This window comes from Paraburkholderia flagellata (assembly GCF_021390645.1).
Lineage (GTDB): Bacteria > Pseudomonadota > Gammaproteobacteria > Burkholderiales > Burkholderiaceae > Paraburkholderia > Paraburkholderia flagellata.
Map to the genome: position 1 here is coordinate 2,847,432 of NZ_JAJEJT010000001.1, position 23,842 is coordinate 2,871,273.

Genomic DNA, 23,842 nt, shown 5'->3' on the forward strand with positions numbered 1-23,842 from the left:
TGCGGCTCAGTCCGCAAATCAGGCGGCCAGTTCTTCCTGGTTCGCCTTCTTCGCGCCGAGTTCGCCCAGTGCGCGCTTGTATTCCGTCGGGAACACCTTCACGAACTGGCGGCGCGCCGCATCCCAGTTTTCGAGCAGCGCCTTCGCGCGCGGCGAGCCCGTGAACTGGAAGTGACGCTCGACGAGTCCCTTGAGCAGCGCTTCGTCGGTCTGGCCCGTGTGCCACAGTGCGCGATCCACGGTGCGCTCCTGTTCGGCCTGTTGCAGGACCGGTTCGAGCGCGACCATCGACTTGTTGCACTTGCCAGCGAAGGTGCCGTCCGGGTCGTACACGTAGGCGATACCGCCCGACATGCCCGCCGCGAAGTTACGACCCGTTTCGCCAAGCACGACCACCGTGCCGCCCGTCATGTATTCGCAGCCGTGGTCGCCCGTGCCTTCGACAACCGCCGTCGCGCCAGAGTTACGCACCGCGAAACGCTCGCCCGCTACGCCGCGCAGGAAGGCTTCGCCTTCGAGCGCGCCGTACATCACCGTGTTGCCGCAGATGATGTTTTCTTCGGACTTGCCGCGGAAGTCGTTGGTCGGACGGATGATGATGCGCCCGCCCGAGAGGCCCTTGCCGACGTAGTCGTTGCCGTCGCCCACGAGGTCCAGCGTGATGCCACGTGCGAGGAACGCGCCGAAGCTCTGACCCGCCGTGCCCTTCAACTGAATGTGGATCGTGTCTTCCGGCAGACCATCGTGGCCGTACTTCTTCGCGACGACGCCCGAAAGCATCGCGCCGACCGTGCGGTTCACGTTACGCACCGGCTGGATGAACGAGACGTGCTCACCCGTTTCGATCGCGGCCTTCGCCTTCTCGAGCAGCGTGTGATCGAGCGCGCGGTCGAGACCGTGGTCCTGCGACTCCACATGCATGCGCGCGACTTCGGCGCCGACTTGCGGCTGGTAGAACACGCGCGAGAAGTCGAGACCCTTCGCCTTCCAGTGCTCCACACCCTTGCGCGTGTCGAGCAGGTCCGCGCGGCCGACCAGGTCGTCGAACTTGCGGATGCCCAGATTCGCCATGATTTCGCGCACTTCTTCAGCGATGAAGAAGAAGAAGTTGACGACGTGCTCGGGCTGGCCCGAGAACTTCGCGCGCAGCACCGGATCTTGCGTGGCGACGCCGACCGGGCAGGTGTTCAGGTGGCACTTGCGCATCATGATGCAGCCCTGGACGACGAGCGGCGCCGTCGCGAAGCCGAATTCGTCCGCGCCGAGCAGCGCGCCGATCACCACGTCGCGGCCCGTCTTCATCTGACCGTCGGCCTGCACGCGAATACGGCCGCGCAGCTGGTTCAGCACCAGCGTTTGCTGCGTTTCGGCGAGACCCAGTTCCCACGGCGTGCCAGCGTGCTTGAGCGACGAGAGCGGCGACGCGCCCGTGCCGCCGTCGTGACCAGCGATCACGACGTGGTCGGCCTTGGCCTTCGCCACACCGGCTGCCACCGTGCCCACGCCCACTTCCGAGACCAGCTTCACCGAAATCGACGAAACCGGGTTCACGTTCTTCAGATCGTGAATGAGCTGCGCCAGGTCTTCGATCGAGTAGATGTCGTGGTGCGGCGGCGGCGAAATGAGGCCCACGCCAGGCACCGAGTAACGCAGTTTGCCGATGTACTCCGAAACCTTGTGGCCCGGCAGCTGACCGCCTTCGCCCGGCTTCGCGCCCTGCGCCATCTTGATCTGGATCTGGTCCGCCGACGACAGGTACTCCGCCGACACGCCGAAGCGGCCCGACGCGACCTGCTTGATCTTCGAACGCAGCGAGTCGCCGTCCTTCAGCGGGATGTCCTTGACGACTTCTTCGCCGATGATCGAACGCATCGTGTCGCCGTTCTTGATCGGAATGCCGCGGAGCTCGTTGCGATAACGCTTCTCGTCTTCGCCGCCCTCACCCGTGTTCGACTTGCCGCCGATACGGTTCATCGCAACCGCCAGCGTGGCGTGTGCTTCGGTCGAAATCGAGCCGAGCGACATCGCGCCAGTCGCGAAGCGCTTGACGATTTCCTTGGCCGGCTCGACGTCGTCGATCGAGATCGCGCGCGCCGGGTCGATGCGGAATTCGAACAGACCGCGGAAGGTCATGTGGCGCTTCGTCTGATCGTTGATCAGGTGCGCGTATTCCTTGTACGTCTGGTACGAGTTGCTGCGCGCCGAGTGCTGGAGCTTGGCAATCGCGTCGGGCGTCCACATGTGGTCTTCGCCGCGCACGCGGTACGCGTACTCGCCGCCTGCGTCTAGCATGTTGGCGAGAACCGGGTTGTCGCCGAACGCATCGCGGTGCAGATGGATCGCTTCTTCCGCCACTTCGAAGAGGCCAATGCCGCCGACCTTCGAGGCCGTGCCCTTGAAGTACTTGGCGATGAGATCGTCAGCCAGACCGACCGCTTCGAAAATCTGCGCGCCCGTATACGACATGTACGTGGAGATGCCCATCTTCGACATCACCTTGAGCAGGCCCTTGCCCACCGCCTTGGTGAAGTTGTAGACGGCCTTGTCCGCCGACAAATCGCCCTTGAGGCCCGTCGCCATTTGCGCGAGCGTTTCCATCGCGAGGTACGGGTGCACGGCTTCCGCGCCGAAACCGGCGAGCAGCGCGAAGTGGTGCGTTTCACGGGCCGAACCCGTTTCGACGACGAGGCCCGTGCTCGTGCGCAGACCGTGCTGCACGAGGTGCGAGTGGATCGCCGAGGTGGCGAGCAGCGCCGGGATCGCGACGTTGTCGCGGTCCGCGCGGCGGTCCGACACGATCAGGATGTTGTAGCCCGACTTGACCGCATCGACGGCTTCCGCGCACAGCGACGCCAGACGCGCTTCGATGCCTTCCTTGCCCCAGGCCACCGGATAGCAGATGTTCAGCTCGTAGCTGCTGAACTTGCCGCCCGTGTACTGCTCGATCGCGCGGATCTTCGCGATGTCCTTGAAGTCGAGCACCGGCTGCGACACTTCGAGACGCATCGGCGGGTTGATGTTGTTGGTGTCGAGCAGGTTCGGCTTCGGGCCGATGAACGACACGAGCGACATCACCATGTTCTCGCGGATCGGGTCGATCGGCGGGTTCGTGACCTGCGCGAACAGCTGCTTGAAGTAGTTGTAGAGCGTCTTGTTCTTGTTGGACATGACCGCCAGCGGCGAGTCGTTGCCCATCGAACCGACAGCCTCTTCACCCGACATCGCCATCGGCGCCATCAGGAACTTCAGGTCTTCCTGCGTGTAGCCGAACGCCTGCTGACGGTCGAGCAGCGCGGCGGCTTCGGCGCGCGCGGTCGCAACGTCTTCCGCCTTCGGCTCGATCTCGTCGAGCTTGATGCGCACGGCGTCGATCCAGCTCTTGTACGGCTTGGCGTTGGCGAGGTTGTCCTTGAGTTCCTTGTCGTCGATGATGCGGCCGTGTTCCATGTCGATCAGGAACATCTTGCCCGGCTGCAGACGCCACTTCTTGACGATCTTCGACTCGGGAATAGGCAGCGTGCCAGCTTCCGACGCCATGATGACCAGGTCGTCGTCGGTGACGATGTAGCGCGCCGGACGCAGACCGTTACGGTCGAGCGTCGCGCCGATCTGGCGTCCGTCGGTGAACGCGATCGCAGCGGGGCCGTCCCACGGCTCCATCATCGCGGCGTGGTATTCGTAGAACGCGCGGCGGTTCTCGTCCATCAGCGTGTGCTGTTCCCAGGCTTCCGGGATCATCATCATCATCGCGTGGACGAGCGGGTAGCCTGCCATCACCAGCAGTTCGAGGCAGTTGTCGAACGAAGCGGTGTCAGACTGGCCCGGATAGATCAGCGGCCAGAGCTTGGGCAGGTCGTCGCCGAGCATGTGCGAGGCGATCGCGCCGGTACGGGCGTTCAGCCAGTTCACGTTGCCCTTCACGGTGTTGATTTCACCGTTGTGGGCGATCATGCGGTACGGGTGAGCCAGTTCCCACGCCGGGAACGTGTTCGTGGAGAAGCGCTGGTGCACGAGCGCCAGTGCCGAAACCACGCGCTCATCTTGCAGGTCGCGGTAGTACACGCCGACCTGACCCGCCAGCAGCAGACCCTTGTAGACGACCGTGCGCGCCGAGCACGACGGCACGAAGTACTCCTTGCCGTGCTTGAGCTTGAGCGCCTGGATGCGGTGGCTCGCGGTCTTGCGGATGATGTACAGCTTGCGCTCGAGCGCGTCCGTGACCATCACGTCCTTGCCGCGGCCGATGAAGATCTGGCGGATCAGCGGCTCGCTCGCCTTCACCGTGGGCGAAATCGGCATGGCGTGGTCGACCGGCACGTCGCGCCAGCCCAGCACGACCTGGCCTTCGGCGCGCACCGTGCGCTCGAGTTCCTGCTCGCATGCGAGACGCGAGGCGTGTTCCTTCGGCAGGAAGATCATGCCGACGCCGTACTCGCCAAACGGCGGCAGCGTCACGCCTTGCTTGGCCATCTCTTCGCGGTAGAACGCGTCCGGAATCTGGATCAGGATGCCCGCGCCGTCGCCCATCAGCGGATCGGCGCCCACGGCGCCCCGGTGGTCGAGGTTTTCGAGAATCTTCAGGCCTTGCTGAATGATTTCGTGGCTCTTCTTGCCCTTGATATGGGCGACGAAACCGACGCCACAGGCGTCGTGTTCGTTTTGCGGGTCATAGAGACCTTGCGCGGCGGGCACCGCGGCGCGCTGCTGGTGATCGTTCATGGGGACACCGTCAGAGTGGGGCTGTTGCCAGCCGTTGTGTTCTTTGATTCCCGCCGCTTGCGTGACCGCTGTACGGCGTTGCGCGGGGTATTACGTGCTTCCCGCGTTATGCGCCCAGGAGAGCCGAAAGGCGAATATACGCGACGAATCAAGGGGATGCAAATAAAACGTGATGCTCGAACCCCAATTATCGAGTTGGTGCATTCGCACATTTTTTTATTGGTTCCATATCAAATTGAGGCAAAAGAAAACGGCATCCGAAGATGCCGTTCATCTCGTAAATATTTGATCTGAAAAGCAATCAGTGAGTGCCAGTACCCGGCTTGCGCTCTTCGTGCTCTGAACCCGATCCCGACGAGCCACCGCCACCGGAACCCTGCGAACCGCCGGAATGGCCGCTCGAGCCCCCCGTATTTCCACCTGATGTTGTAGCTGAACCACTCCCGGCGTGACCACCCCCATGCGTCGCGGCAGAACCGGCTGAATTGGCATCAGGGTGCGAGGTCGAATGGGGGCCAGATTGATCGGCAGCATGACCAGTGGACTGACCGGTGCCGCCACCTGATCCGGACGCAGGCGTCGAAGCCGCGCTCGCTGTGGCCGCCGCGCCAATTGCGCCCGGAGCCGCCGCGGGCGTGCCCGGCGCTTCGCGCACCTTGCGCGGGCGCCCGCGCGGCAACGGCGAAACGCGCCGGTTCGCTGTGCGCGACGCCCAATCGCGATAAGTATCGCTGCCGAGCACCCAGCCCTTGAGCGTGGCCTGCATGAGCTGCGTCGTTTCGCGTTCGTCGAGCGCCTGCTCGCAGAGTTCGCGATACGCGCGCTGACGCTCGAACGGCGTATTGCCGAGCGCCCAGTACAGCGGATGGTCGGTGATGAGGCTGTCGACAGTCAGGCCGATGTGATGCCGGTAGCTCGACCATCGATAGTCTTCGGGCGCCGTCACGAGATGACTGCGCACCGGCGCGAGCTCGACGACGCGGCTCGCCAGCAGGAAGAAGCGCTCGCCCTCGATGACCGTCGCGCGGTAGCGCCCCTCCCAGAGCGTGCCGCGGCGCGCATAGCGCCGGTTGAAATGCGCCACGTAGCGCCGGCCGACCGCCTGCATTGCCTTAGGCAGGCTGGATTCGTCGGAAGGCGTGACGAGCAGTTGCACTGCGCCGGGCATCAAAACCCACGCATGAACCGCCAGATGATGATCGCGCGCCGCGGCCTTCAGGCAGTCGATGAACAGTTCGTAATCCTGGTCATCGACGAACGCGGGCTGCTGATCGAGTCCGCGCAGGATCACATGCTGCGGCTGATCGGGAACATAAAGACGTGCAAGCCGTGCCATGCTCGATTTTCCTGGTTCCGTTGGTGAATACCCGCAGACCCGCCAGGCCCCACCAGCGCTAGTTCTCGCTGGCATGCGGCTTCGGCGGAAAGCTCGCGGCGCTTAGTAAAAAAGCTCTAACGGTCGCGTATGGTTTGTTGCAAACGTTGTGTTCATAATGAGCGGGCCTTTCATGGAGGAGCATTAATATGAAATTAAAACAGGCGCTGGCAGGGGTCGCCGCGCTCGCCAGTTTCACGGCAGCACACGCACAATCCGCAAACACGTTCTACGTCACGACCGGCTGGTTCCGCTTCATGCCGCAAGACAGCAGCGACCCGCTCAAGATCGACAGCGTAGGCGGCACGCCCGTCAACATGGCCATTCCGAACACGGGTGCCAGTATCGGTACGGCCGATACGCTCGGTGTCTCCCTCGGCTACTTCATTACCGATCACCTCGCCACCGAAGCCGAACTGGGCATTCCGCCGAAGTTCGATATTTCCGGCGGCGGCAGCTTCAGCAGCTTCGGCAAGGTCGGCACGGCGAAGCTGTGGAGCCCGGCGCTGCTGTTCAAGTACTACTTCAACAGCCCTGAAGCAAAATTCCGTCCTTACCTCGGCGTTGGCGTCACGTACGCCTGGTTCACCGACGCGAAGATTACCAACGGCGCCTTCGAACAGGGCGTGCTTGGGGGTCCGACCAGTGTTTCGACGGATCGTTCCTGGGCCCCCGTATTTAACCTGGGCTTCAACTACAACTTCACGAAGCACTGGTTCGCCGGTTTCTCGCTCTCGTACATTCCGATCAACGTGACCGCCACATACAACACGACGCTGAACAACCAGCTCGGCACCCAGCGAGTCGCGGAATCGAAGATTCACCTGAACCCGCTCGTGACGTACCTGAAGGTCGGCTACAACTTCTAACGCGCTCCGGCGCCCCGCATTACCTCGCGCCGGCCCTTCGCCCCGCCCCTGCGGCACCTGGCGAAGGGCGGCGTTTTCCGCCCAACCGTTCCCTTCCCGCCTTAGCGTCTCCATCGAATTTTCCCCGCCTTTGCATGGGCTTATCCTGATTCTATGCCTCTGCGAAAAAGCGTGCTGTCCCCGTAATCACCTGTTTTGTCACCAGAGAGCGAAGCCCCGTCTGGCGGGCGTTTGCGCCAAGCTCGCTGCGCTCGTTCAAGTCTCGGGCACCGGAATTGCGCAATACTTGTACTCCGGCCCTCGCCCTCCCGCGCCCTTTTTCGTGCGCGCCGCGGCGAGCCTTTTACCTGTGACTTTTCAACGACGGAGCCATACATGAGCGCCTTTCCGAACACGCGAGAAGCCCTCGGAGATTCCTGGACGCGCACTAGCCGCCACGCGCGGCGCATCGCGCGCCGCGGCCGCAGTGCCGCCGCCGACATCACCGACGAGTTGCGTGATCTGCTCGCCGAGCTGGAAAACACGCTGGGCGAAGGAACCCAGGCCGATGCCGCCGCGCTGCGCGCCGACATTCGCAAACGTCTCGACGCCGCTCGCGAGCGGCTCGAAGTGGCGCGCGCCGCCGCGCGCGAACATACCGACGCAGCCATTGCCGGCGCGGACGACTACGTGCACCGTAACCCGTGGCAGGCCCTGGCGATCGTCGGCGGCGTGGCGCTGGTGGTGGGCGCGCTGCTCGCGCGCGCCCGCTGAACGAGGGCGCCCGGCTGGGCCTCAGGCGTCGAGCGCGCGCGGCCCGATCAGGTCGATGCGGTCCGTGCAGACCGTATCGACGCCCCAGCTCACGAGCTGGCGCGCGCGGTCGAGGTCGTTCACCGTATAGGCGAGGATGAAAAACCCCGCCGACTTGATCCGCTCGACGAGCGCCTCGTCCAGATGGCGATGGCTCGCGTGGAGCGACGCGCAGTCGAGCGCCGCGGTCTGCTCGCGCCAGTCTGCGGGCACGCGCTCGAACAGCAGGCCGCGCGGCAGGTCCGGCGCACTCTCGCGCGCCGCTTCGAGTGCCGCATAGGAGAACGACGAAAGCAAAGGCGGCATGCCCGCCTGCGCCTCTTTCTCCGCTTGCATCCATAGACGCGCCGTTTCAGCGCCGACGATGCGCCCTGTCTCCACGTCACGGCCCGTGCAGGGCTTGATCTCCACGTTCACCGCGAGACCCAGCTCACGACAACACGCGGCAACTTGCGCGAGCGTTGGCATCGGCTCGCCGGCAAAACGCGCGGCCCGCCAGCTGCCCGCGTCCAGCGCGGCAAGCTCCGCATAGCGCATGGCCGCCGCCGCGCCGTGACCGTTCGACGTGCGGTCGACCGTGTCGTCGTGCAGCAGGAAAGCGACGTTGTCCACAGACAGCTTGGCGTCGAACTCGACCAGCTTATGGCCGAGGCTCGCGCCGGTACGCAGACCCGCCAGCGTGTTTTCGGGCGCGAGCATGCCGCCCCCTCGGTGCGCGGCAACGCGTGGATACGGCCAGGACTTGATCAAGTGGGCTCCTGAAATCGGCAGGGGCAGTGAGGCGGGGCGAGTCCCGCGCTCACACGTCGTCGGCGACGACGAAAAGACGACGGTACTCCTTCAGTGCATAGCGGTCGGTCATGCCCGCGATGTAATGCGCGATCAGCCGCGGTTGCACAGCGGTGTCCTGCGTCTGGTACGGGGGCGGCAACAGGCGCGAGTCTTCGCTGAACGCATCGAACAAGCCCTTCACCACGCGCCGCGCCTTGTTGGCCATGCGCATCACACGATAGTGGCGGTACAGGTTGCGGTAGAGGAAGCGCTTGAGCGCGGCCGCCTGCGCGGCCACGCGCTCGCTGTGCGCGACGAGCGGAGGTGCCGCGCGCACGTCGTCGAGCGACTGTGGCGCGCACTCGGCGAGATTGCGCCGCGTCTGCCCGATCAGATCGACGATCAAGGTGTTGATGATGCGCCGCACCGTCTCGTGAATCAGCCGGCGGCCCTCGATCTGCGGATATTCGGCGCGCGCGGCGTCGTAATGCGTCTGCCAGAGTTCGACCTCGGCGAGCTGCTCGATGGTGAGCAGGCCCGAACGCAAGCCATCGTCGACGTCGTGGTTGTTGTAGGCGATCTCGTCGGCGATGTTGGCGATCTGCGCTTCGATGGATGGCTGCCGGCCGAGCAGAAAACGCTCGCCCAGATCGCCCAGCCGACGCGCATGCTCGCGCGAGCAGTGCTTGAGAATGCCTTCGCGCGTCTCGAAGCACAGGTTCAGGCCATCGAACGCGCCGTAGTGCTCTTCGAGTTCGTCCACGACCGCGAGGCTCTGCAGATTGTGTTCGAAGCCGCCGTGATCACGCATGCACTCGTTGAGCGCGTCCTGGCCCGCATGGCCGAACGGCGTATGGCCGAGGTCGTGCGCGAGCGAGATCGCTTCGACCAGATCCTCGTTCACGCGCAGGTTGCGGGCCACCGAGCGTGCGATCTGCGCGACTTCCAGGCTGTGCGTGAGCCGCGTGCGAAAGAGATCGCCCTCGTGGTTCACGAAGACCTGGGTCTTGTATTCGAGGCGGCGAAACGCCGTGGAATGGACGATGCGGTCGCGGTCGCGCTGGAATTCGCTGCGCGCGGCAGGCGGCGGCTCGGGATAGCGCCGCCCGCGCGAGCGCGACGCGTGCGCCGCGTAAGGCGCGAGGCCCGCCTCGAGCGACGCGACTAGCGCGGCGCTGGCGTCGGCGCTCTGAGAACGGAGATCACTACCACGATCGCTATCAGGATCACTGCGAGTATCACTACGGGGATCACTACGGTTATCGCTGCGGGTGTCGCTCACCGTTCCTCCGCAAGGGGTTATCGCCGGCGGCGCGTCAGCTCTGCGTCGCGGCGGCGAGCGTGGCCTGCACGGCTTCGTCGGGCGCGCGGCCGATGTGTGTCTCGCCAAAACGCTTGAGCAGGATGAACTTGATCGCCCCGCCCTCGGCCTTCTTGTCGACCTGCATCAGCTCGACGTAGCGGTCGGCGCCGAGCGCGGGCGCGCGTACCGGCAGCTTCGCGGCTTCGACCACGCGCACGAGGCGCGCACGCGACGCTTCATCCAGCATGCCCATGCGCACCGAGAGATCCGCCGCCATCACCATGCCGCAGCCCACCGCCTCGCCATGCAGCCACTCGCCGTAGCCGAGCCCGGCCTCGATCGCATGGCCGAACGTGTGGCCGAAGTTGAGGATGGCGCGCAGGCCGCCTTCGCGCTCGTCGGTGGCCACGACCGAGGCCTTGATCTCGCACGAGCGCTTGACCGCGTGCGCGAGCGCTTGCGGCTCGCAGCGGTTGAGCGCCTCGACGTTGGCTTCGATCCAGTCGAAGAATTCAGCGTCGGCGATCGCGCCGGTCTTGATGACTTCGGCGATGCCCGCTGCCAGTTCGCGCTCCGGCAGCGTGGCAAGCGCGCCGATATCGGCGATAACGGCTTGCGGCTGGTAGAACGCGCCAATCATGTTCTTGCCGAGCGGATGATTGATGCCGGTTTTGCCGCCCACCGACGAGTCGACCTGCGAAAGCAATGTGGTCGGCACCTGGATGAACGGCACGCCGCGCATGTAGCAGGCGGCCGCGAAGCCCGTCATGTCGCCCGTGACGCCGCCGCCCAGCGCGATGAGCGTGGTCTTGCGGTCGGCGCGCGAGGTGAGCAGCGCGTCGAAGATCTCGTTGAGCGTTTCCCAGTTCTTGTGCGCCTCGCCGTCGGGCAGCACCACCGTGTTGACGTCTTTGCCGAGCGGCGCTAGCGCGGCGCGCAGCGTCTCGCCGTAGAGCGGATCGACGACGGTGTTCGTCACGATCGTCACCGACTTGCCGGCGATATGGGGCGCGAAGAGCGCCGTCTGGCCGATCAGGCCGGAGCCGATATGGATGGGGTAGGCGCGGTCGCCCAGTTCGACGTTGACGGTAATCATGCTCTGAATCTTGTGGGTTTCCGATGCGTTGCCTGGCCTACGGGATACTGCGCGGCGCCCTACTCGCGCGCCGTGGCCCGCGCGACGCCGGCCATGTCGAGCTGCATCAGCACCATGTTGACGAGTCCGTTGACGGAGGGCCGGCCGGTTTCGATCACGAAGTCCGCGACTTCGCGATAAAGCGGGTCGCGCACTTCGTAAAGCGCTTCGAGCCGCGCCTTGGGGTCTTCGGTTTGCAGAAGCGGGCGGTTCTTGTCACGCCGCGTGCGCAGCCACAGATCGTGCGGATGCGCGCGCAAATACACGACGAAGCCGCGCGCCTTGAGCGCCTCGCGATTCTCGGGCCGCAGCACTGCGCCGCCGCCTGTGGCGAGGACGATGTTTTCGCGGCCCGTCAGCTCTTCGATCATCTGGGCTTCGCGGTCGCGAAAGCCCGCTTCGCCTTCGAGCTCGAAGATCACCGGGATGCGCGCGCCCGTGCGCGCCTCGATCTCGTGATCGGAGTCGAAGAACGGACGCTCCAACCGGCGCGCGACCGCCCGGCCCACGGTCGTCTTGCCGGCGCCCATGAGCCCTACGAAAAATACATTGGCGTTTGCGTCCCGCACTTGCAGCGTTTCCTACGAAAGGTTGGTGCCGCAGCTTACTGGCAAAGCGGCGGCGTTGTCGAGCCTGCGGCCCTGTCGTTCCGGCCCCGCAAGCGCGAGCCTGCGCACTTACAACGGGTTTGCCCGGTTAATGAGGGTCAATCCGACTCCACGACACGCGGCGTGATGAAAACTACCAGCTCGCTGCGCTGATCCCGGTGCGCGCGATGCGAAAAAAGCGCGCCCAGAACCGGTATTTTGCCCAGGAGTGGCACCCGCGTCACATCATCGCGGTCATCCGTCGCGTCTATACCGCCGATCGAGACCGTGCCGCCGTCCTCGATTTCCACGCGCGTCTGCACGTGTTTGGTGTTGATCGCAGGCCCGGCGGCCGTTTGCTCGCCGACACTGTCCTTCGCCACGTCGAGGTCGAGGATCACGCGACCATCGGGTGTGATCTGCGGCTCGACTTCGAGTTTCAGGCTTGCGCGGCGGAACTGCACGCCCGAAACGCCCTGTCCGACCTTGGCCTGATAAGGCAGCTCCGTGCCCTGCTCGACGACTGCCTTCGTGCGGTCGGCGGTGACGACGCGCGGACTCGACACCACGCGCCCGCGCCCTTCGGCTTCGAGAGCAGTCAACTGGATGTCGAGCAGGCGCGTGGCACGCGCGGCCAGCAGTGTGAGGCCGAGGCCCGCGGCCTCGAAGCCGGAGATCGGGCCCGCTGCGAGGTCGTAGGCCGTGCCGTCCGCTCCCGCTGTCAGGCCGCGGGCCGTCGTGCCGTCCACACTCACCGGCATCACGCCAAGACGTACGCCCAGCTCACGCGAGAGCCCCTCGTCGCCCTCGACGATGCGCGCCTCGATCAGCACCTGGCGCGCCGGCGCATCGAGCCGCCGCACCAGCTCGCCGATCTGGTCGAGTCGCGCCGGCAGGTCGGTGACGAACAAGAGGTTCGTGCGCGTGTCCGCAACCGCCATGCCGCGCTTCGACAGTGCGCGCTGCGTGCCCGAGCCCGTCAGGAACCGGCGCAAATCCTCGGCCCGCGCGTAATGCAACTCGAACGAGCGGCTTGCGAGCGGCTCCAGCTCCGCGGCGCGGGCGTGCGCCTCGTAACGCTGCCGCTCGCGCGCGGCCACCTCGGCAGCGGGCGCGACCCAGATCACATCGCCGATGCGCGACATCGCAAGTCCGTTTGCTTCCAGCAGCAGGTCGAACGCCGTGCGCCACGGCACGCGGTCGAGGCGCAGCGTCACCTGGCCTCGCGCACGTTCGCTCGCGACGATATTGAGCTTCGTGAACTGGGCGAATGCGTGCAGAACGGCTGTGAGCTCGGCGCGCTGGAAATTGAGCGTGATCGGCCGGTCCGGCGGCAATCCATCGTTTGCTGCCGCTGCGTCGCCAAGGCGCAGCGGCGCGCGCATGGGTATGGGCGGCCCTTCAAGCGGCGCGGCCGCCGGCGCATCGCTAGCGGGTTCGCGCGAAGGCTGGGCGACAGGCGGCGTCGCGCCGGAGACGTCCGCGTTTGTGGAAGTACCGTCTTCGGGCGTAGAAGCATCGCTGCCTCCCACGAACGGATTGGCGATCCACTGTGTTGCTGCGGGCTCGGCTGCCCCATCGGGTAACGGCGGCGCTTCATAGCGTGCGAGCGCCACCGCCGAACGCGCCCATACGGGTTGCGGCAACGGCACCGCGGCCCATGCAGCACACCCGGCGACGCTCACCGTCAACGCGCCGAGCACGCGCGCGCCCCACTTGAGCGCGCTCATTTCACTGCCTCCGCCCAGCCTAGCGCGCGCGTCGTCCCACCGGCCGCGACGACGACCCGCGCCGGCCCGATTTCCAGTACGCGAGCGTCGCCGATCGCGTCGCCCGCCCGTGCAGCCACGACGCCCTCGGGAGTTTCCATGAGTGCGACGATCCGCTGCCGATCCTGGAGGATGCCGGCCAGGCGCCACCCGTTTTCCGCGCTCCCGGCCGCCGCCGCGTGGGCGAAGGGATCGCGAGCCGCCGCTTCCAGAGACGCCGTTTCAGAAGACGCCACCGCCAGCGGCACAGCGGGAAGCGCATCGTACACACGCAACGTCGCCGAGATCGATAACCCAGTTCCCGTGCGCCGGATGGCCAGCTCGGATGGCGCCGTGAGCGGCGCCTCGCGCGCCAGCCCTTCGAGCATTCCGCGCAGTTGCGCGAAGCTGCCTTGCGCGACGAGCTTGATCGACCGGAACGCCTCGGTTTGCGCACCGCCCGCGGCGCCTGGCTCGAGCGCATGCAGCACGAGGCCCGATTGCGCGGCGAGTTGCGAGATACGGCGAATGTCGTCGGCGGAATTGCCAGCACGGAGAGCGGGCGAAGGCGCTCGCGCTGCAGCCTCGCGCAGCGCGGGCAGGCCCGCCAGGACTTGCCGGGCGTCGCCGTGCCGCTTTTGAGCGTCTTTCAGGGCGGTGCGCGCTGCATGCACGCCAAGCGGGTCCCCGACGATGCAAGCGCCGCTCGCCGCGGCGAAGGCAAGCACTGCAATCGTCAGCGCGACAGCCAGCCGGCGGCGCGCCTTGCTCGCGGCCGCCGAAGCTGAAACAAGCCCGCGTTCCTGTCCCCCGTGCGCAGACATCGTGCTCATGTCGCCTCCTTCGCCGCGGCACCGCTCGACGCTCGCGCAGCGCCGGCCCGCGGCACGGCGCTCGCGCCTTGCCAGACGAGATGCGCCGCCACGCGAATCGGCTCGCTGTCGGGCGCAGTGTCGCGTGCAGCACCAGCGGGTGCGCCGCGTTTGAGTTCGCGCACGCTCACGGCTTCTACAGCGGGCAGCGAGCGTAGCCGGCTGAGCCAGGCCGCCGCCGCTGATTCGTCCGCCGCGCTCGCCTGCAGATCGGTCTCATCGGCTGACTGCGCGAGCTGCTGCAAGCCGACGCCAGGCGGCACGTCGCTCGCCAACGCGTCTGCGAGGGCGAGAAAACGCGTCGTCGCCCGCGCGTACTGCCGCGCGCGTTGATCGCCGACGCGCCGCGCTTCGCTTTCGCGCGTCAGGCGCTGGGCCTCGGCGAGCGGTGCGCGCCACTGCGCCAGCGGCCGTTCGAGCACCTCGCGCCGGGCCTCGAGCGCACTGAATTCGACGCGCTGCCAAAGCACGACGCCAAGCGCGCACACGCAGCCGCCAAGCGCCGCGGCGCCCCATTCGAGCAAGCGCCGGCGACGCAGCCTGCGGATGGCGCCCTGCCGCCACGGCAGCAGGTTGAATCCGCCGATGGCACGGCGCGGAAACACGCGCACGGCGCGCGCGAGCGTCATTCCGCCACCCCGCGCAACGCGAGTCCGAACGCCACCGCGCACGCCGGATCGTGCAAAAGCGTTGCCGCGAGCGGCCGCTCGATATCGGCTAGCGGCCCGCATTCAAAGGGCAGCACCGGCGCGCCCAGCGCGTCGCCAATGTCGGCCAGCGTGAAGTTCACGCCGCGCAACATGGCAAGCTCACCCGAGACCTGCACGCAGCCGGCCTGCTCGCCGTCGACGAGGTCGCGCAGCGCCTCGACGAGATCGGCATGTTCGAGCGCGGGAAAACGCGTGTGCCGGACGACCGAGTCGTCGACGAGAAACCAGCCGTGCACGCCTTCCGGGCCGACCCAGATCGCCACCCAGGGCTCGTGCGGCGGCAACTCGTACGCCGCAGCGTGCCGCATGGCGCGCAACGCGGCGTGCGCCTCGTCGTCCACGGCGCACAGCGTGATGCCTGCCATTGCCGCGCATTCGATGCGCGCTTCGAGATGGTGCCGCGCCGTCGCCGCGATCATGACCTGCGCTTCGTGGCTGCGTGGCGTGGCCGGCAGCACGCTCCAGTCGACCGCCAGCTCGCCGCGCTCCATGCCCGCCACACGTTCCGCCTCCGCCAGCACGTGCGGCTCAAGCGCCGCGTGAATGCCGGACTCGTCCGCCGCGCCCGCTGTTGCAAGACGCGCGAGCGGGACGGTCGCGATGTGCGTCGCGCTCGTGGGCATCGCCATGGCACACCGCAGTGACGCCGCGGCGCTCGCGCGCGGCAACTCGCCAAACACGCTGCGAAGCGCCGCGACGATGGCCACCCGGTCGACGACCTCCGCGCCCGCCATCGCCTCGCGCGCGAGCGGCGCGCTCGCCAGCCATTCGAGGCGGACCGGGCCCGCCCCGACAATGCGCTGGCTCAACACCACCAGCGTGACGCCTCGCGCGCCCAGATCCACGCCCGCGGCAAAGCGGCGCGCGCCCAGCAACACCGGATTCCCGAAACCCATCGCATCCCTCCCGTACGTCCGCGCGCCGCAAACCGTTCGCAGCGCGTCGATGGGGAAATTGTGCAAACCGGAGCGACGCACGAATACTCCGCCGAACGGCTAACGGTCGACGTAAGCGCTATCCACGCGCGAGGGGCGCGTCTACAGTGCCAATATCGGCAAACGCGTCAGCAACGGCGTCGACAGAACCAGCGGGTTGCGTGCTCGCTTGCGCCGTCGATGTAAGCATCTCGAAAGCCCGCGGGCGAGCGGCGGCTATAATCGCGGGACCGTTTTTCTGGTGTTCGTATGCAAGATCAGCTTCCTTCGTCCGTACCGCCTTCCACGCCGCCCGAGCCGCCCCGGCGGCGCAAGCGCCCGTGGTGGGCCACGCTGCTGATCGCCTTTTTCGGCCTCATCTTCGCCGGCGTGGTGTGCGCGGCGCTGGTGCTCGGCTACGCGCTCGTCGTCGCGACGCCCAACCTGCCGTCGCTCGAGGCACTCACCGACTATCGCCCGAAGGTGCCGCTGCGCATCTACACGCGCGACCACGTACTGATCGGCGAATTCGGCGAGGAGCGGCGCGATGTCGTCCATTTCCGGGATGTGCCCGATAACCTGAAGAAGGCCATTCTGGCCATCGAAGACGCACGCTTCTACGATCACGGCGGCGTCGATCTCGCCGGCATCGCGCGCGCGGGCTTCGTCGCGCTCACCAACGGCCACGCCACTCAGGGCGCCAGCACGATCACCATGCAGGTGGCGCGCAACTTCTTCCTTTCGAGCGAAAAGACCTATACGCGCAAGATTTACGAGATGCTCCTCGCCTACAAGATCGAGTCGAAGCTCTCGAAGGATCAGATTCTCGAGGTGTACATGAATCAGATCTATCTGGGACAGCGCGCGTATGGCTTTGCGAGCGCCGCGCGCGTGTACTTCGGAAAGGATCTGAAAGATCTCTCGCTCGCCGAATGCGCGATGCTGGCAGGGCTCCCCAAGGCGCCGTCGGCCTATAACCCCGTCGTCAATCCGAAGCGGGCGAAGGTGCGCCAGGAGTACATCCTCCAGCGCATGCTCGAGCTGCACTACATCACCCAGCAGCAATACGACGAGGCCGCGGCGCAACCGCTCGTCGTCAAGGGCGCTGGCAAGGAATTCAGCGTCCACGCCGAGTACGTAGCGGAAATGGTGCGTCAGATGATGTACGCGCAGTACCACGAGGAGGCGTACACGCGCGGGCTGAACGTCGTCACGACCATCGACTCCGCCGATCAGGACGTTGCCTATCGCGCGCTGCGCAAGGGGCTGATGGACTACGAGCGGCGCCACGGCTATCGCGGGCCCGAGGCGTTCCTCGACTTGCCCACGGATACCGACGAGCGCGAGCAAGCCATCGACGACGCGCTCGTCGAGCACCCCGACAACGGCGAACTCGTTGCAGCAGTTGTGACGGCGGCAAGCCCGAAAGAAGTGCGGGCCACGTTCATGGACGGCAACACCACGAGCATCACCGGCGACGGGCTGCGCTTCGCGCAATTCGCGCTGAGCGCGCGGGCCCAGCCGTCGCAGAAAATCCGGCCGGGCGCGATCATCCGCGTGGCGCGCAACAACGCAGGCGAGTGGTCGATCACGCAGTTGCCGCAAATCGAAGGCGCATTCATCTCTATCGTGCCGCAGGACGGCGCGATCCGCGCGCTCGTGGGCGGCTTCGACTTCAACAAGAACAAGTTCAACCACGTGACCCAAGCGTGGCGCCAACCGGGTTCGAGCTTCAAGCCGTTCATCTACTCCGCGTCGCTCGACAAGGGCCTCGGGCCGGCGACCGTCATCAACGACGCGCCGCTTTTCTTCAGCGCCGCCGAAACGGGCGGTCAGCCGTGGGAACCGAAGAACTACGGCGGCGGTTTCGACGGCCCCATGAGCATGCGCACGGCGCTCATGAAGTCGAAGAACCTCGTATCGATCCGCATCCTCAACCACATCGGCACGAAGTACGCGCAGCAGTACATCACGCATTTCGGCTTCGACGCCGACCGGCATCCGGCCTACCTGCCGATGGCGCTCGGCGCGGGTCTCGTCACGCCCTTGCAAATGGCCGCCGGCTACTCGGTGTTCGCCAACGGCGGGTATCGCGTGAATCCGTATCTGATCGCCGAGGTCACCGACCAGCGCGGCATGGTGGTCGCCCAGGCGCAGCCTCTCGTGGCCGAGCAGAACGCGCCGCGCGCGATCGACCCGCGCAATGCGTACATCATGAACAGCCTATTGCAGAGCGTGGCGCAGCGCGGCACGGGCGCGAAGTCGAACGTCCTCAAGCGCACTGACCTGGGCGGCAAGACCGGGACGACCAACGACTCGCGCGACGCGTGGTTCGCGGGCTTCCAGCACACGCTGGCCGCGATCGCGTGGATCGGCTACGACAACCCGCGCAGCCTGGGCGACAAGGAAACGGGCGGCGGCCTCGCGCTGCCGGTGTGGATCGACTACATGCAAAAGGCGCTCAACGGCGTGCCCGAGTACAAGATGGCGATGCCGGACGGCGTCATCACGCTCGGCGACGAACTCTACTACGCCGACGCGACGCCGGGACACGGTTTCGTCTCGACGGTGGGCATCAGTCAGGCGGCGCTCGAGGCTTCGGCGAGCGGCACATCGGGCGAGGGTGGCGCTGACTCCGCGGGTGCCGCGCCCACGCCCGAGCACGTGAACGCGAAGGAAAAAGAAGACATCATGAATCTGTTCCGCGGGCACTGAAGCTCGCAGGAACCGCGGCAATGGAAAACGGGCGCCAGCTTTTCAACTGGCGCCCGTCATTTTTTGCGTGCTCGCGCTTGCGTGCTTACGGCTCGAACCGCACCGGCTCGCCCGCCTGCTCCGTCGCGTAGGCCGTGAGCGCCGAGAAGAATTCGGTGCCCGTGCGCGTGTCGCGCCACTCGCCGTCGATGAAGCGATAGTGGAAACCGCCAGCCTTCGCCGCGATCCAGATTTCGCGCATCGGCGGCTGAAGATTCACGATGATCTTCGTACGATTCTCGAATTCGAGCGTCAGAACGTTGCCGCTGCGTTCGAGTTCGATGTCCGCTTCGGCCTCGTCCACGGCCCGCTCCACGGCCGCCAGCACGGCCTCCGCGCGGCTCAGGTAGTCATTGTCTGGCATGCTAAACTCCACCGGTTATTCATTCAGGGACAATTATGCGTGTCATTTCCTGGACGCGCGCAGCGGCCCCCAGCGCATGGACGCCCCGCGCGATTCTAGCGGCTTTTGCGATCAGCGCCGTCGCGCTCGCAGGCTGCGGTCAGCGCGGCGCGCTCTATATGCCCACCGTACCGCCGCTTCCGCCCAAGCCCAATTTCGAAACCGCCCAGCCGGAAACCGGCACGGCCACGCCTGCCAGCGCGGCCGAGTCTGCTTCGGCGCCGGTCGGCACGATTCCGGACACCTCGGGCACGCCGCTCTCGTTGTCCCCTGACTCCGAACTCAGCACCACACCCGCGACCACCGGCAGCCCGCAACCGGCTTCCGACGCCACGCCAACCCAGTAAAACGCTCGCATGACCCAGTCCGCTTTTCACCGCGATAACGGGACGCTCTTCGTAGAAGGCGTCTCGGCCGCCGATCTCGCCGCACAGTACGGCACGCCGCTCTATGTGTACTCGCGCGCGGCGCTCACCGCCGCGTGGCACGCCTACGCCGACGCCTGCGCCGGCCGCCGCGCCAAGGTGCACGTCGCGGTCAAGGCGAACAGCAACCTCGCCGTGCTCAACGTGTTCGCGCGCGAAGGCGCCGGCTTCGACATCGTTTCGGCGGGCGAACTCGCACGCGTGCTCGCGGCAGGCGGTAAAGCGCAGGACGTGGTCTTCTCGGGCGTCGGCAAGACTGCCGGCGAAATGCGCGAAGCGCTCGAAGCGGGCGTGAAGTGCTTCAACGTCGAATCGATTCCCGAACTCGACCGCCTGAACGACGTGGCGGGCAAGCTGGGCAAGAAGGCGCCAGTTTCGCTGCGCGTGAACCCGGACGTCGATCCGAAAACGCATCCGTACATTTCCACCGGCCTGAAGGCGAACAAGTTCGGCGTGGCATTCGAAGAAGCGCGCGCGACCTATCGCGCCGCCGCAGCCATGGCACACCTGGACGTGGTCGGCATCGACTGCCACATCGGCTCGCAGATCACTGAAATCGCGCCGTACCTCGACGCCATCGACAAGCTGCTCGAACTCGTCGACCAGATCGAAGCCGACGGCGTGAGCATCCGCCACATCGACGTGGGCGGCGGCCTCGGCATCACCTACGACGACGAAACGCCGCCCGACATCGGCGAATTCGTGCGCACGGTGCTCGACCGGATCGAGGCGTATGGCGAGAAAACGGGCAAGGCCCGCGAGGTGTACTTCGAGCCGGGCCGCTCGCTCGTGGGCAATGCGGGCATCCTGCTCACCACGGTCGAGTTCCTGAAGCCGGGTTCGGAAAAGAACTTCGCGATCGTCGACGCCGCAATGAACGACCTCGCGCGCCCCGCCATGTATGACGCGTATCACGCGATGGAGCCAGTCGTTGCACGCCAGTCGGCGCCGCAGACATACGACGTGGTCGGCCCCGTGTGCGAAAGCGGCGACTGGCTGGGCCGCGCTCGCTCGCTCGCGATCGAACCGGGCGACGTGCTCGCGATCCGCTCGGCCGGCGCATACGGCTTCGTGATGAGCTCGAACTACAACACGCGCGCGCGCGCGGCCGAAGTGATGGTCGACGGCACGCGCGTGCATCTCGCGCGCGAGCGCGAAAACGTGGCGCAGTTGTTCGCGAGCGAGCACGTGTTGCCGGACTGAGTTTTCCGCCCGCTCGCCCATGCAAAAAGCGACGCCACGGCGTCGCTTTTTTGTTGTCTCGATGCGTGTGTTTCGCCTACGCGGCGCTCGCACCCGAGCGCGAGGCGCGCCATCGCCCAAGCAGCCACGTACCCACGCGCCAGCCCAGCAGCACGAGCATGATCGCGCCGTAAAGCTTGGGCAGCACGAGGTCGTGTTTGCCCGCCTTCATCCACCAGAAGTGCAGGATCGCCAGCACTCCGATCGCATAGATGAGCCGATGCAGCGTCTGCCAGCGGCGTCCGAGCCGTCGCGCCAGCGCGCGTGTGGAAGTCACGGCAAGCGGAATCAGCAGCACGAACGCCGCGAAACCCACCGTGATGAACGGCCGCTTGCCGACGTCCTTGAACATCGCAGCGACGTCGAACCACTTGTCGAACCAGATGTAAGTCGTGAAGTGCAGCGTCGCGTAGAAAAACGCGAAGAGGCCCAGCATGCGTCGAAAACGGATCAGCGTATTCCAGCCAGTGAGGCGGCGCAGCGGCGTGACAGCCAGAGTGATGCAGAGGAACACCAGCGTCCAGAGCCCCGTGGAGCGCGTGATGAACTCGATCGGATTCGCACCGAGCCCATCCGTGAAGCCGAACAGCACGAGACGTGCTAGCGGATACAACGCGGCGACGAACACCGCCACCTTCGCCCACGGCAGCCAGCGCGGGCCCGCCACACTCGCCACGCCCGCCTTTCGCGCTGGACGCGCCTTGGCAGCCCCCACGCGCGCGGCGGCCTGTGGTGTCGTCGTCGATTCCATCTCTCGCTCCATCAGGCTCGTTGCTCAGAAGTTCTTGCGCAGATCCATGCCCTGATACATCGACGCCACGAGGTCGCCGTAGCCGTTGTACATGAGCGTCTTGCGCTTGGGCTGGAAGAAGCCGTCCTCGCCGATGCGCCGCTCCGTGGCCTGGCTCCAGCGCGGGTGATCGACGTTCGGGTTCACGTTCGAATAAAAGCCGTACTCGCTCGGCGCGTACTTGTTCCAGCTCGTGGGCGGCTGGTTCGCAACGAAGCGGATCTTCACAAGTGACTTCGCGCTCTTGAAGCCGTACTTCCACGGCACGATCACACGCACCGGCGCACCGTTCTGGTTCGGCAGCACCTGACCATAGAGGCCAACCGTGAGCAGCGTGAGCGGATTCATGGCCTCGTCCATGCGCAGGCCTTCGGAATACGGCCAGTCGAGAATAGGCTCGGCGAGGCCCGGCATCTGGGAGGGGTCGGCGAGCGTGATGAACTGCACGTAGCGCGCGTTGCCCGTGGGCTGCGCGCGGCGGATCAGTTCGGACAGCGAAACGCCGATCCACGGCACGACAATCGACCAGCCCTCCACACAGCGGTGGCGGTACACGCGCTCTTCGAGCGGCGCGAGTTTGAGAATCTCGTCGATGTCGTAGACCTTCGGGTTCTTCACTTCGCCCTCGACGCTCAGCTTCCACGGACGCGGCCGCAGCGTGTGCGCGTTTTGCGCCGGATCGCCCTTGTCCGTACCGAACTCGTAGAAGTTGTTATAGGTCGTGATGTCCTTGTAGGGCGTAACTTTGTCGAGTGCGACGAACTTCGTGTTCGTTTGCGCGGCGAGCTTCTGCGCCTTCGGGTCGCCGGGCGCGTATTCGGCGAGCGCCTGCGTCGCGCCGAACGGCCCTGCAATGCCACCGAGCGCGAGCGCACCCGCCGCCCGCAGAATGCGTCGACGCTGCTCGTACACCTTTTGCGGCGTGATTTCACTCGCGGGGATGTCGTCGCCGTTGAGCAAGATCCTGCCGCTGCGCTTGATCCACATATCGCTGCTCCTGCTTCTTGCGTGGCGTGCGCCGCCAGCAAATTGATCGTATCGCGACCCGTCCTGCCGTGGATCGACTGGATGGCCTCAAGCGGGCAAACGCGCAATTCGCGGAAAACTTCCCGGCGGACGAAAAAAAACCGTCGGAGCGCGAGGCATCCGACGGTTAGTTCGTCTTGCGGGCTGATTCGGTTACAGCTTGCCGTAACTATGCAACCCCGAAAGGAACATGTTGACGCCGAGGAACGCGAAGGTCGTGACGAGCAGGCCCGTGAGCGCCCACCAGGCCGCCACGCCGCCACGCAGGCCCTTCATGAGGCGCATATGCAGCCAGGCCGCGTAGTTGAGCCACACGATCAGCGCCCACGTTTCCTTCGGGTCCCAGCTCCAGTAGCCGCCCCAGGCCTGCGCGGCCCACAGCGCGCCGAGAATGGTCGCGATGGTGAAGAACGCGAAACCCACGGCGATCGACTTGTACATGACGTCGTCGAGCACCTCGAGCGCGGGCAGGCGGTCCGCCAGCACGCCGCGCTCCTTCATGATGTACGCCACGCCCACCATGGCCGAAAGCGCGAAGCTGCCGTAGCCGATGAAGTTCGCCGGCACGTGGATCTTCATCCACCAGCTTTGCAGTGCGGGCACGAGCGGCTGGATCTGCTGCGCGTCGCGCGAGATCGAGTACCACATCAGGAAGCCCACGGCTGCGCTGATGACGAGCAGCACGAACGCGCCGAGCGCGCGCGTGTTGTAGTGCTTTTCGTAATACAGATAGAAGAGCGCGGTGATGAGGCTGAACAGCACGAACACTTCGTAGAGGTTCGAGATGGGAATATGGCCGACGTCCGCGCCGATGAGGTAGGACTCGTACCAGCGCACCATCAGGCCGACGAAGCCCATGAGCACCGCCGCCCACGTGAGCTTCGAGCCGATCGAGCCGCCCGAGGGCGAGCGCGAGAGCAGGCCGATCCAGTAGAACAGCGTGGCGAGCACGAACAGCGCGCTCATCCACAGGATGGCCGACTGGCTGGAGAGGAAATACTTGAGGAAAAAGGCCTGGTCGGCGCGCGCGAGGTCGCCCTGGTAGATCTGGATCGCGAAAAGCGCGAGCACCGCGATACCTGCCATGAGCAGCCGCGCCGGCTTCCAGCGCCAGCCCAGCACGACGAGCGCCGGCGTGGTGCCGCAGAGCACCAGCTTGTCGTAGTAGTTCATGTGCGCGTGATAGCGCGAGAGCGCGAAGCCCGCGCCCGCCACGAGCGCCAGCGCGAACAGCCAGTCCACCACCGTGAGGCGGCGCAGGAAGGGGCGTTCGTCGAACAGGGCGTCAGCGAGAGGATCGCGCGCGTTCGCGGCGCCGTGCGCCGCAGCGGCATTTGCCACCAGCGCACGTTCGGCGCGGCGGGCCTTCGCGGAGGAGGAAACCTGAGACAAGTCCATGGGCTTACC

Annotated in this window: 17 protein-coding genes and 2 pseudogenes; 5 read left to right on the forward strand and 14 right to left on the reverse strand. The window is 66.0% G+C overall.

The window, feature by feature from the left end:
• Positions 1-18: 18 nt before the first annotated feature.
• Together L0U83_RS12780 and L0U83_RS12785 are read right to left on the reverse strand one after the other, a co-directional pair.
• Entirely contained in the window at positions 19-4,719 is a 4,701-nt protein-coding gene (locus L0U83_RS12780) for a glutamate synthase-related protein (RefSeq protein WP_233883122.1), read from the reverse strand.
• A 646-nt stretch (positions 4,720-5,365) separates the two neighbouring features.
• Positions 5,366-6,055: pseudogene (locus tag L0U83_RS12785) on the reverse strand (transposase); the annotation flags it as partial.
• A gap of 188 nt (positions 6,056-6,243) precedes the next feature.
• Here L0U83_RS12785 and L0U83_RS12790 point away from each other — a divergent pair.
• Positions 6,244-6,963, forward strand: coding sequence for an OmpW/AlkL family protein (locus tag L0U83_RS12790; protein ID WP_233883123.1), 720 nt, complete (start codon positions 6,244-6,246; stop codon positions 6,961-6,963).
• A 375-nt stretch (positions 6,964-7,338) separates the two neighbouring features.
• Positions 7,339-7,716: an ElaB/YgaM/YqjD family protein gene (locus L0U83_RS12795; protein ID WP_233883124.1), complete on the forward strand. Its 378-nt coding sequence runs from the start codon at positions 7,339-7,341 to the stop codon at positions 7,714-7,716.
• Between the two features lie 21 nt (positions 7,717-7,737).
• Here the strand turns inward: L0U83_RS12795 and ugpQ are convergent, their stop codons facing one another.
• From ugpQ to pilM, 8 genes and pseudogenes are all read right to left on the reverse strand, one after another.
• Entirely contained in the window at positions 7,738-8,502 is a 765-nt protein-coding gene (gene ugpQ, locus L0U83_RS12800) for a glycerophosphodiester phosphodiesterase (protein ID WP_373321052.1), read from the reverse strand.
• Between the two features lie 52 nt (positions 8,503-8,554).
• A pseudogene (locus L0U83_RS12805) lies at positions 8,555-9,691 on the reverse strand (deoxyguanosinetriphosphate triphosphohydrolase); the annotation flags it as partial.
• Between the two features lie 151 nt (positions 9,692-9,842).
• Complete coding sequence (gene aroB, locus L0U83_RS12810; protein WP_233883127.1) at positions 9,843-10,925, reverse strand: 3-dehydroquinate synthase; 1,083 nt, start codon at positions 10,923-10,925, stop codon at positions 9,843-9,845.
• A gap of 59 nt (positions 10,926-10,984) precedes the next feature.
• Positions 10,985-11,539 (reverse strand): shikimate kinase AroK, encoded by a 555-nt coding sequence (gene aroK, locus L0U83_RS12815; protein WP_233883896.1) that lies wholly within the window; start codon positions 11,537-11,539, stop codon positions 10,985-10,987.
• 131 nt (positions 11,540-11,670) lie between these two features.
• Positions 11,671-13,281 (reverse strand): type IV pilus secretin PilQ, encoded by a 1,611-nt coding sequence (locus L0U83_RS12820; protein ID WP_233883129.1) that lies wholly within the window; start codon positions 13,279-13,281, stop codon positions 11,671-11,673.
• Positions 13,278-14,132: a serine/threonine-protein kinase gene (locus L0U83_RS12825; RefSeq protein ID WP_233883131.1), complete on the reverse strand. Its 855-nt coding sequence runs from the start codon at positions 14,130-14,132 to the stop codon at positions 13,278-13,280. The genes L0U83_RS12820 and L0U83_RS12825 overlap by 4 nt, the downstream gene beginning before the upstream one ends.
• Complete coding sequence (locus tag L0U83_RS12830; protein ID WP_233883132.1) at positions 14,129-14,800, reverse strand: PilN domain-containing protein; 672 nt, start codon at positions 14,798-14,800, stop codon at positions 14,129-14,131. The genes L0U83_RS12825 and L0U83_RS12830 overlap by 4 nt, the downstream gene beginning before the upstream one ends.
• Positions 14,797-15,777, reverse strand: coding sequence for a type IV pilus biogenesis protein PilM (pilM, locus tag L0U83_RS12835; RefSeq protein WP_233883134.1), 981 nt, complete (start codon positions 15,775-15,777; stop codon positions 14,797-14,799). Before pilM ends, L0U83_RS12830 begins: the two co-directional genes overlap by 4 nt.
• A 288-nt stretch (positions 15,778-16,065) precedes the next feature.
• Between pilM and L0U83_RS12840 the strand changes: the two genes are divergently transcribed.
• On the forward strand, positions 16,066-18,510 hold the full coding sequence (locus L0U83_RS12840) for a penicillin-binding protein 1A (protein ID WP_233883136.1): 2,445 nt from the start codon (positions 16,066-16,068) through the stop codon (positions 18,508-18,510).
• Between the two features lie 85 nt (positions 18,511-18,595).
• On the opposite strand, the gene cyaY is transcribed toward L0U83_RS12840, so the two are convergent.
• Complete coding sequence (gene cyaY / locus L0U83_RS12845) at positions 18,596-18,913, reverse strand: iron donor protein CyaY (protein WP_028206540.1); 318 nt, start codon at positions 18,911-18,913, stop codon at positions 18,596-18,598.
• Positions 18,914-18,948: 35 nt separating this feature from the next.
• Between cyaY and lptM the strand changes: the two genes are divergently transcribed.
• Both lptM and lysA read left to right on the forward strand, forming a co-directional pair.
• Positions 18,949-19,299, forward strand: coding sequence for an LPS translocon maturation chaperone LptM (lptM, locus tag L0U83_RS12850; RefSeq protein ID WP_233883138.1), 351 nt, complete (start codon positions 18,949-18,951; stop codon positions 19,297-19,299).
• Positions 19,300-19,308: 9 nt separating this feature from the next.
• Positions 19,309-20,580: a diaminopimelate decarboxylase gene (gene lysA, locus L0U83_RS12855; RefSeq protein WP_233883140.1), complete on the forward strand. Its 1,272-nt coding sequence runs from the start codon at positions 19,309-19,311 to the stop codon at positions 20,578-20,580.
• Positions 20,581-20,656: 76 nt separating this feature from the next.
• Here lysA and msrQ read toward each other — a convergent pair whose 3' ends face one another.
• The 3 genes from msrQ to ccsB all read right to left on the reverse strand — a co-directional run bounded on the left by msrQ (position 20,657) and on the right by ccsB (position 23,833).
• Positions 20,657-21,382 carry a protein-methionine-sulfoxide reductase heme-binding subunit MsrQ gene (gene msrQ, locus L0U83_RS12860; protein WP_233883142.1) on the reverse strand — a complete coding sequence of 242 codons (726 nt, stop codon included), beginning with the start codon at positions 21,380-21,382 and terminating at the stop codon, positions 20,657-20,659.
• 12 nt (positions 21,383-21,394) lie between these two features.
• A complete protein-coding gene (gene msrP / locus L0U83_RS12865; protein ID WP_233883143.1) occupies positions 21,395-22,396 on the reverse strand; it encodes a protein-methionine-sulfoxide reductase catalytic subunit MsrP in 1,002 nt (333 codons plus the stop codon).
• Positions 22,397-22,588: 192 nt separating this feature from the next.
• Entirely contained in the window at positions 22,589-23,833 is a 1,245-nt protein-coding gene (ccsB, locus tag L0U83_RS12870; protein WP_233883145.1) for a c-type cytochrome biogenesis protein CcsB, read from the reverse strand.
• Positions 23,834-23,842: the final 9 nt, after the last annotated feature.

Bases quoted from the DNA above. Each gene is read 5' to 3' on its own strand.
- cyaY (WP_028206540.1), bottom strand. From the start codon at position 18,913: ATGCCAGACAATGACTACCTGAGCCGCGCGGAGGCCGTGCTGGCGGCC.
- L0U83_RS12825 (WP_233883131.1), bottom strand. From the start codon at position 14,132: ATGAGCACGATGTCTGCGCACGGGGGACAGGAACGCGGGCTTGTTTCA.
- lptM (WP_233883138.1), top strand. From the start codon at position 18,949: ATGCGTGTCATTTCCTGGACGCGCGCAGCGGCCCCCAGCGCATGGACG.
- pilM (WP_233883134.1), bottom strand. From the start codon at position 15,777: ATGGGTTTCGGGAATCCGGTGTTGCTGGGCGCGCGCCGCTTTGCCGCG.
- L0U83_RS12795 (WP_233883124.1), top strand. From the start codon at position 7,339: ATGAGCGCCTTTCCGAACACGCGAGAAGCCCTCGGAGATTCCTGGACG.
- L0U83_RS12840 (WP_233883136.1), top strand. From the start codon at position 16,066: ATGCAAGATCAGCTTCCTTCGTCCGTACCGCCTTCCACGCCGCCCGAG.
- ccsB (WP_233883145.1), bottom strand. From the start codon at position 23,833: ATGGACTTGTCTCAGGTTTCCTCCTCCGCGAAGGCCCGCCGCGCCGAA.
- L0U83_RS12830 (WP_233883132.1), bottom strand. From the start codon at position 14,800: ATGACGCTCGCGCGCGCCGTGCGCGTGTTTCCGCGCCGTGCCATCGGC.
- msrQ (WP_233883142.1), bottom strand. From the start codon at position 21,382: ATGGAGCGAGAGATGGAATCGACGACGACACCACAGGCCGCCGCGCGC.
- L0U83_RS12790 (WP_233883123.1), top strand. From the start codon at position 6,244: ATGAAATTAAAACAGGCGCTGGCAGGGGTCGCCGCGCTCGCCAGTTTC.
- L0U83_RS12820 (WP_233883129.1), bottom strand. From the start codon at position 13,281: ATGAGCGCGCTCAAGTGGGGCGCGCGCGTGCTCGGCGCGTTGACGGTG.
- aroB (WP_233883127.1), bottom strand. From the start codon at position 10,925: ATGATTACCGTCAACGTCGAACTGGGCGACCGCGCCTACCCCATCCAT.
- lysA (WP_233883140.1), top strand. From the start codon at position 19,309: ATGACCCAGTCCGCTTTTCACCGCGATAACGGGACGCTCTTCGTAGAA.
- L0U83_RS12780 (WP_233883122.1), bottom strand. From the start codon at position 4,719: ATGAACGATCACCAGCAGCGCGCCGCGGTGCCCGCCGCGCAAGGTCTC.
- msrP (WP_233883143.1), bottom strand. From the start codon at position 22,396: ATGTGGATCAAGCGCAGCGGCAGGATCTTGCTCAACGGCGACGACATC.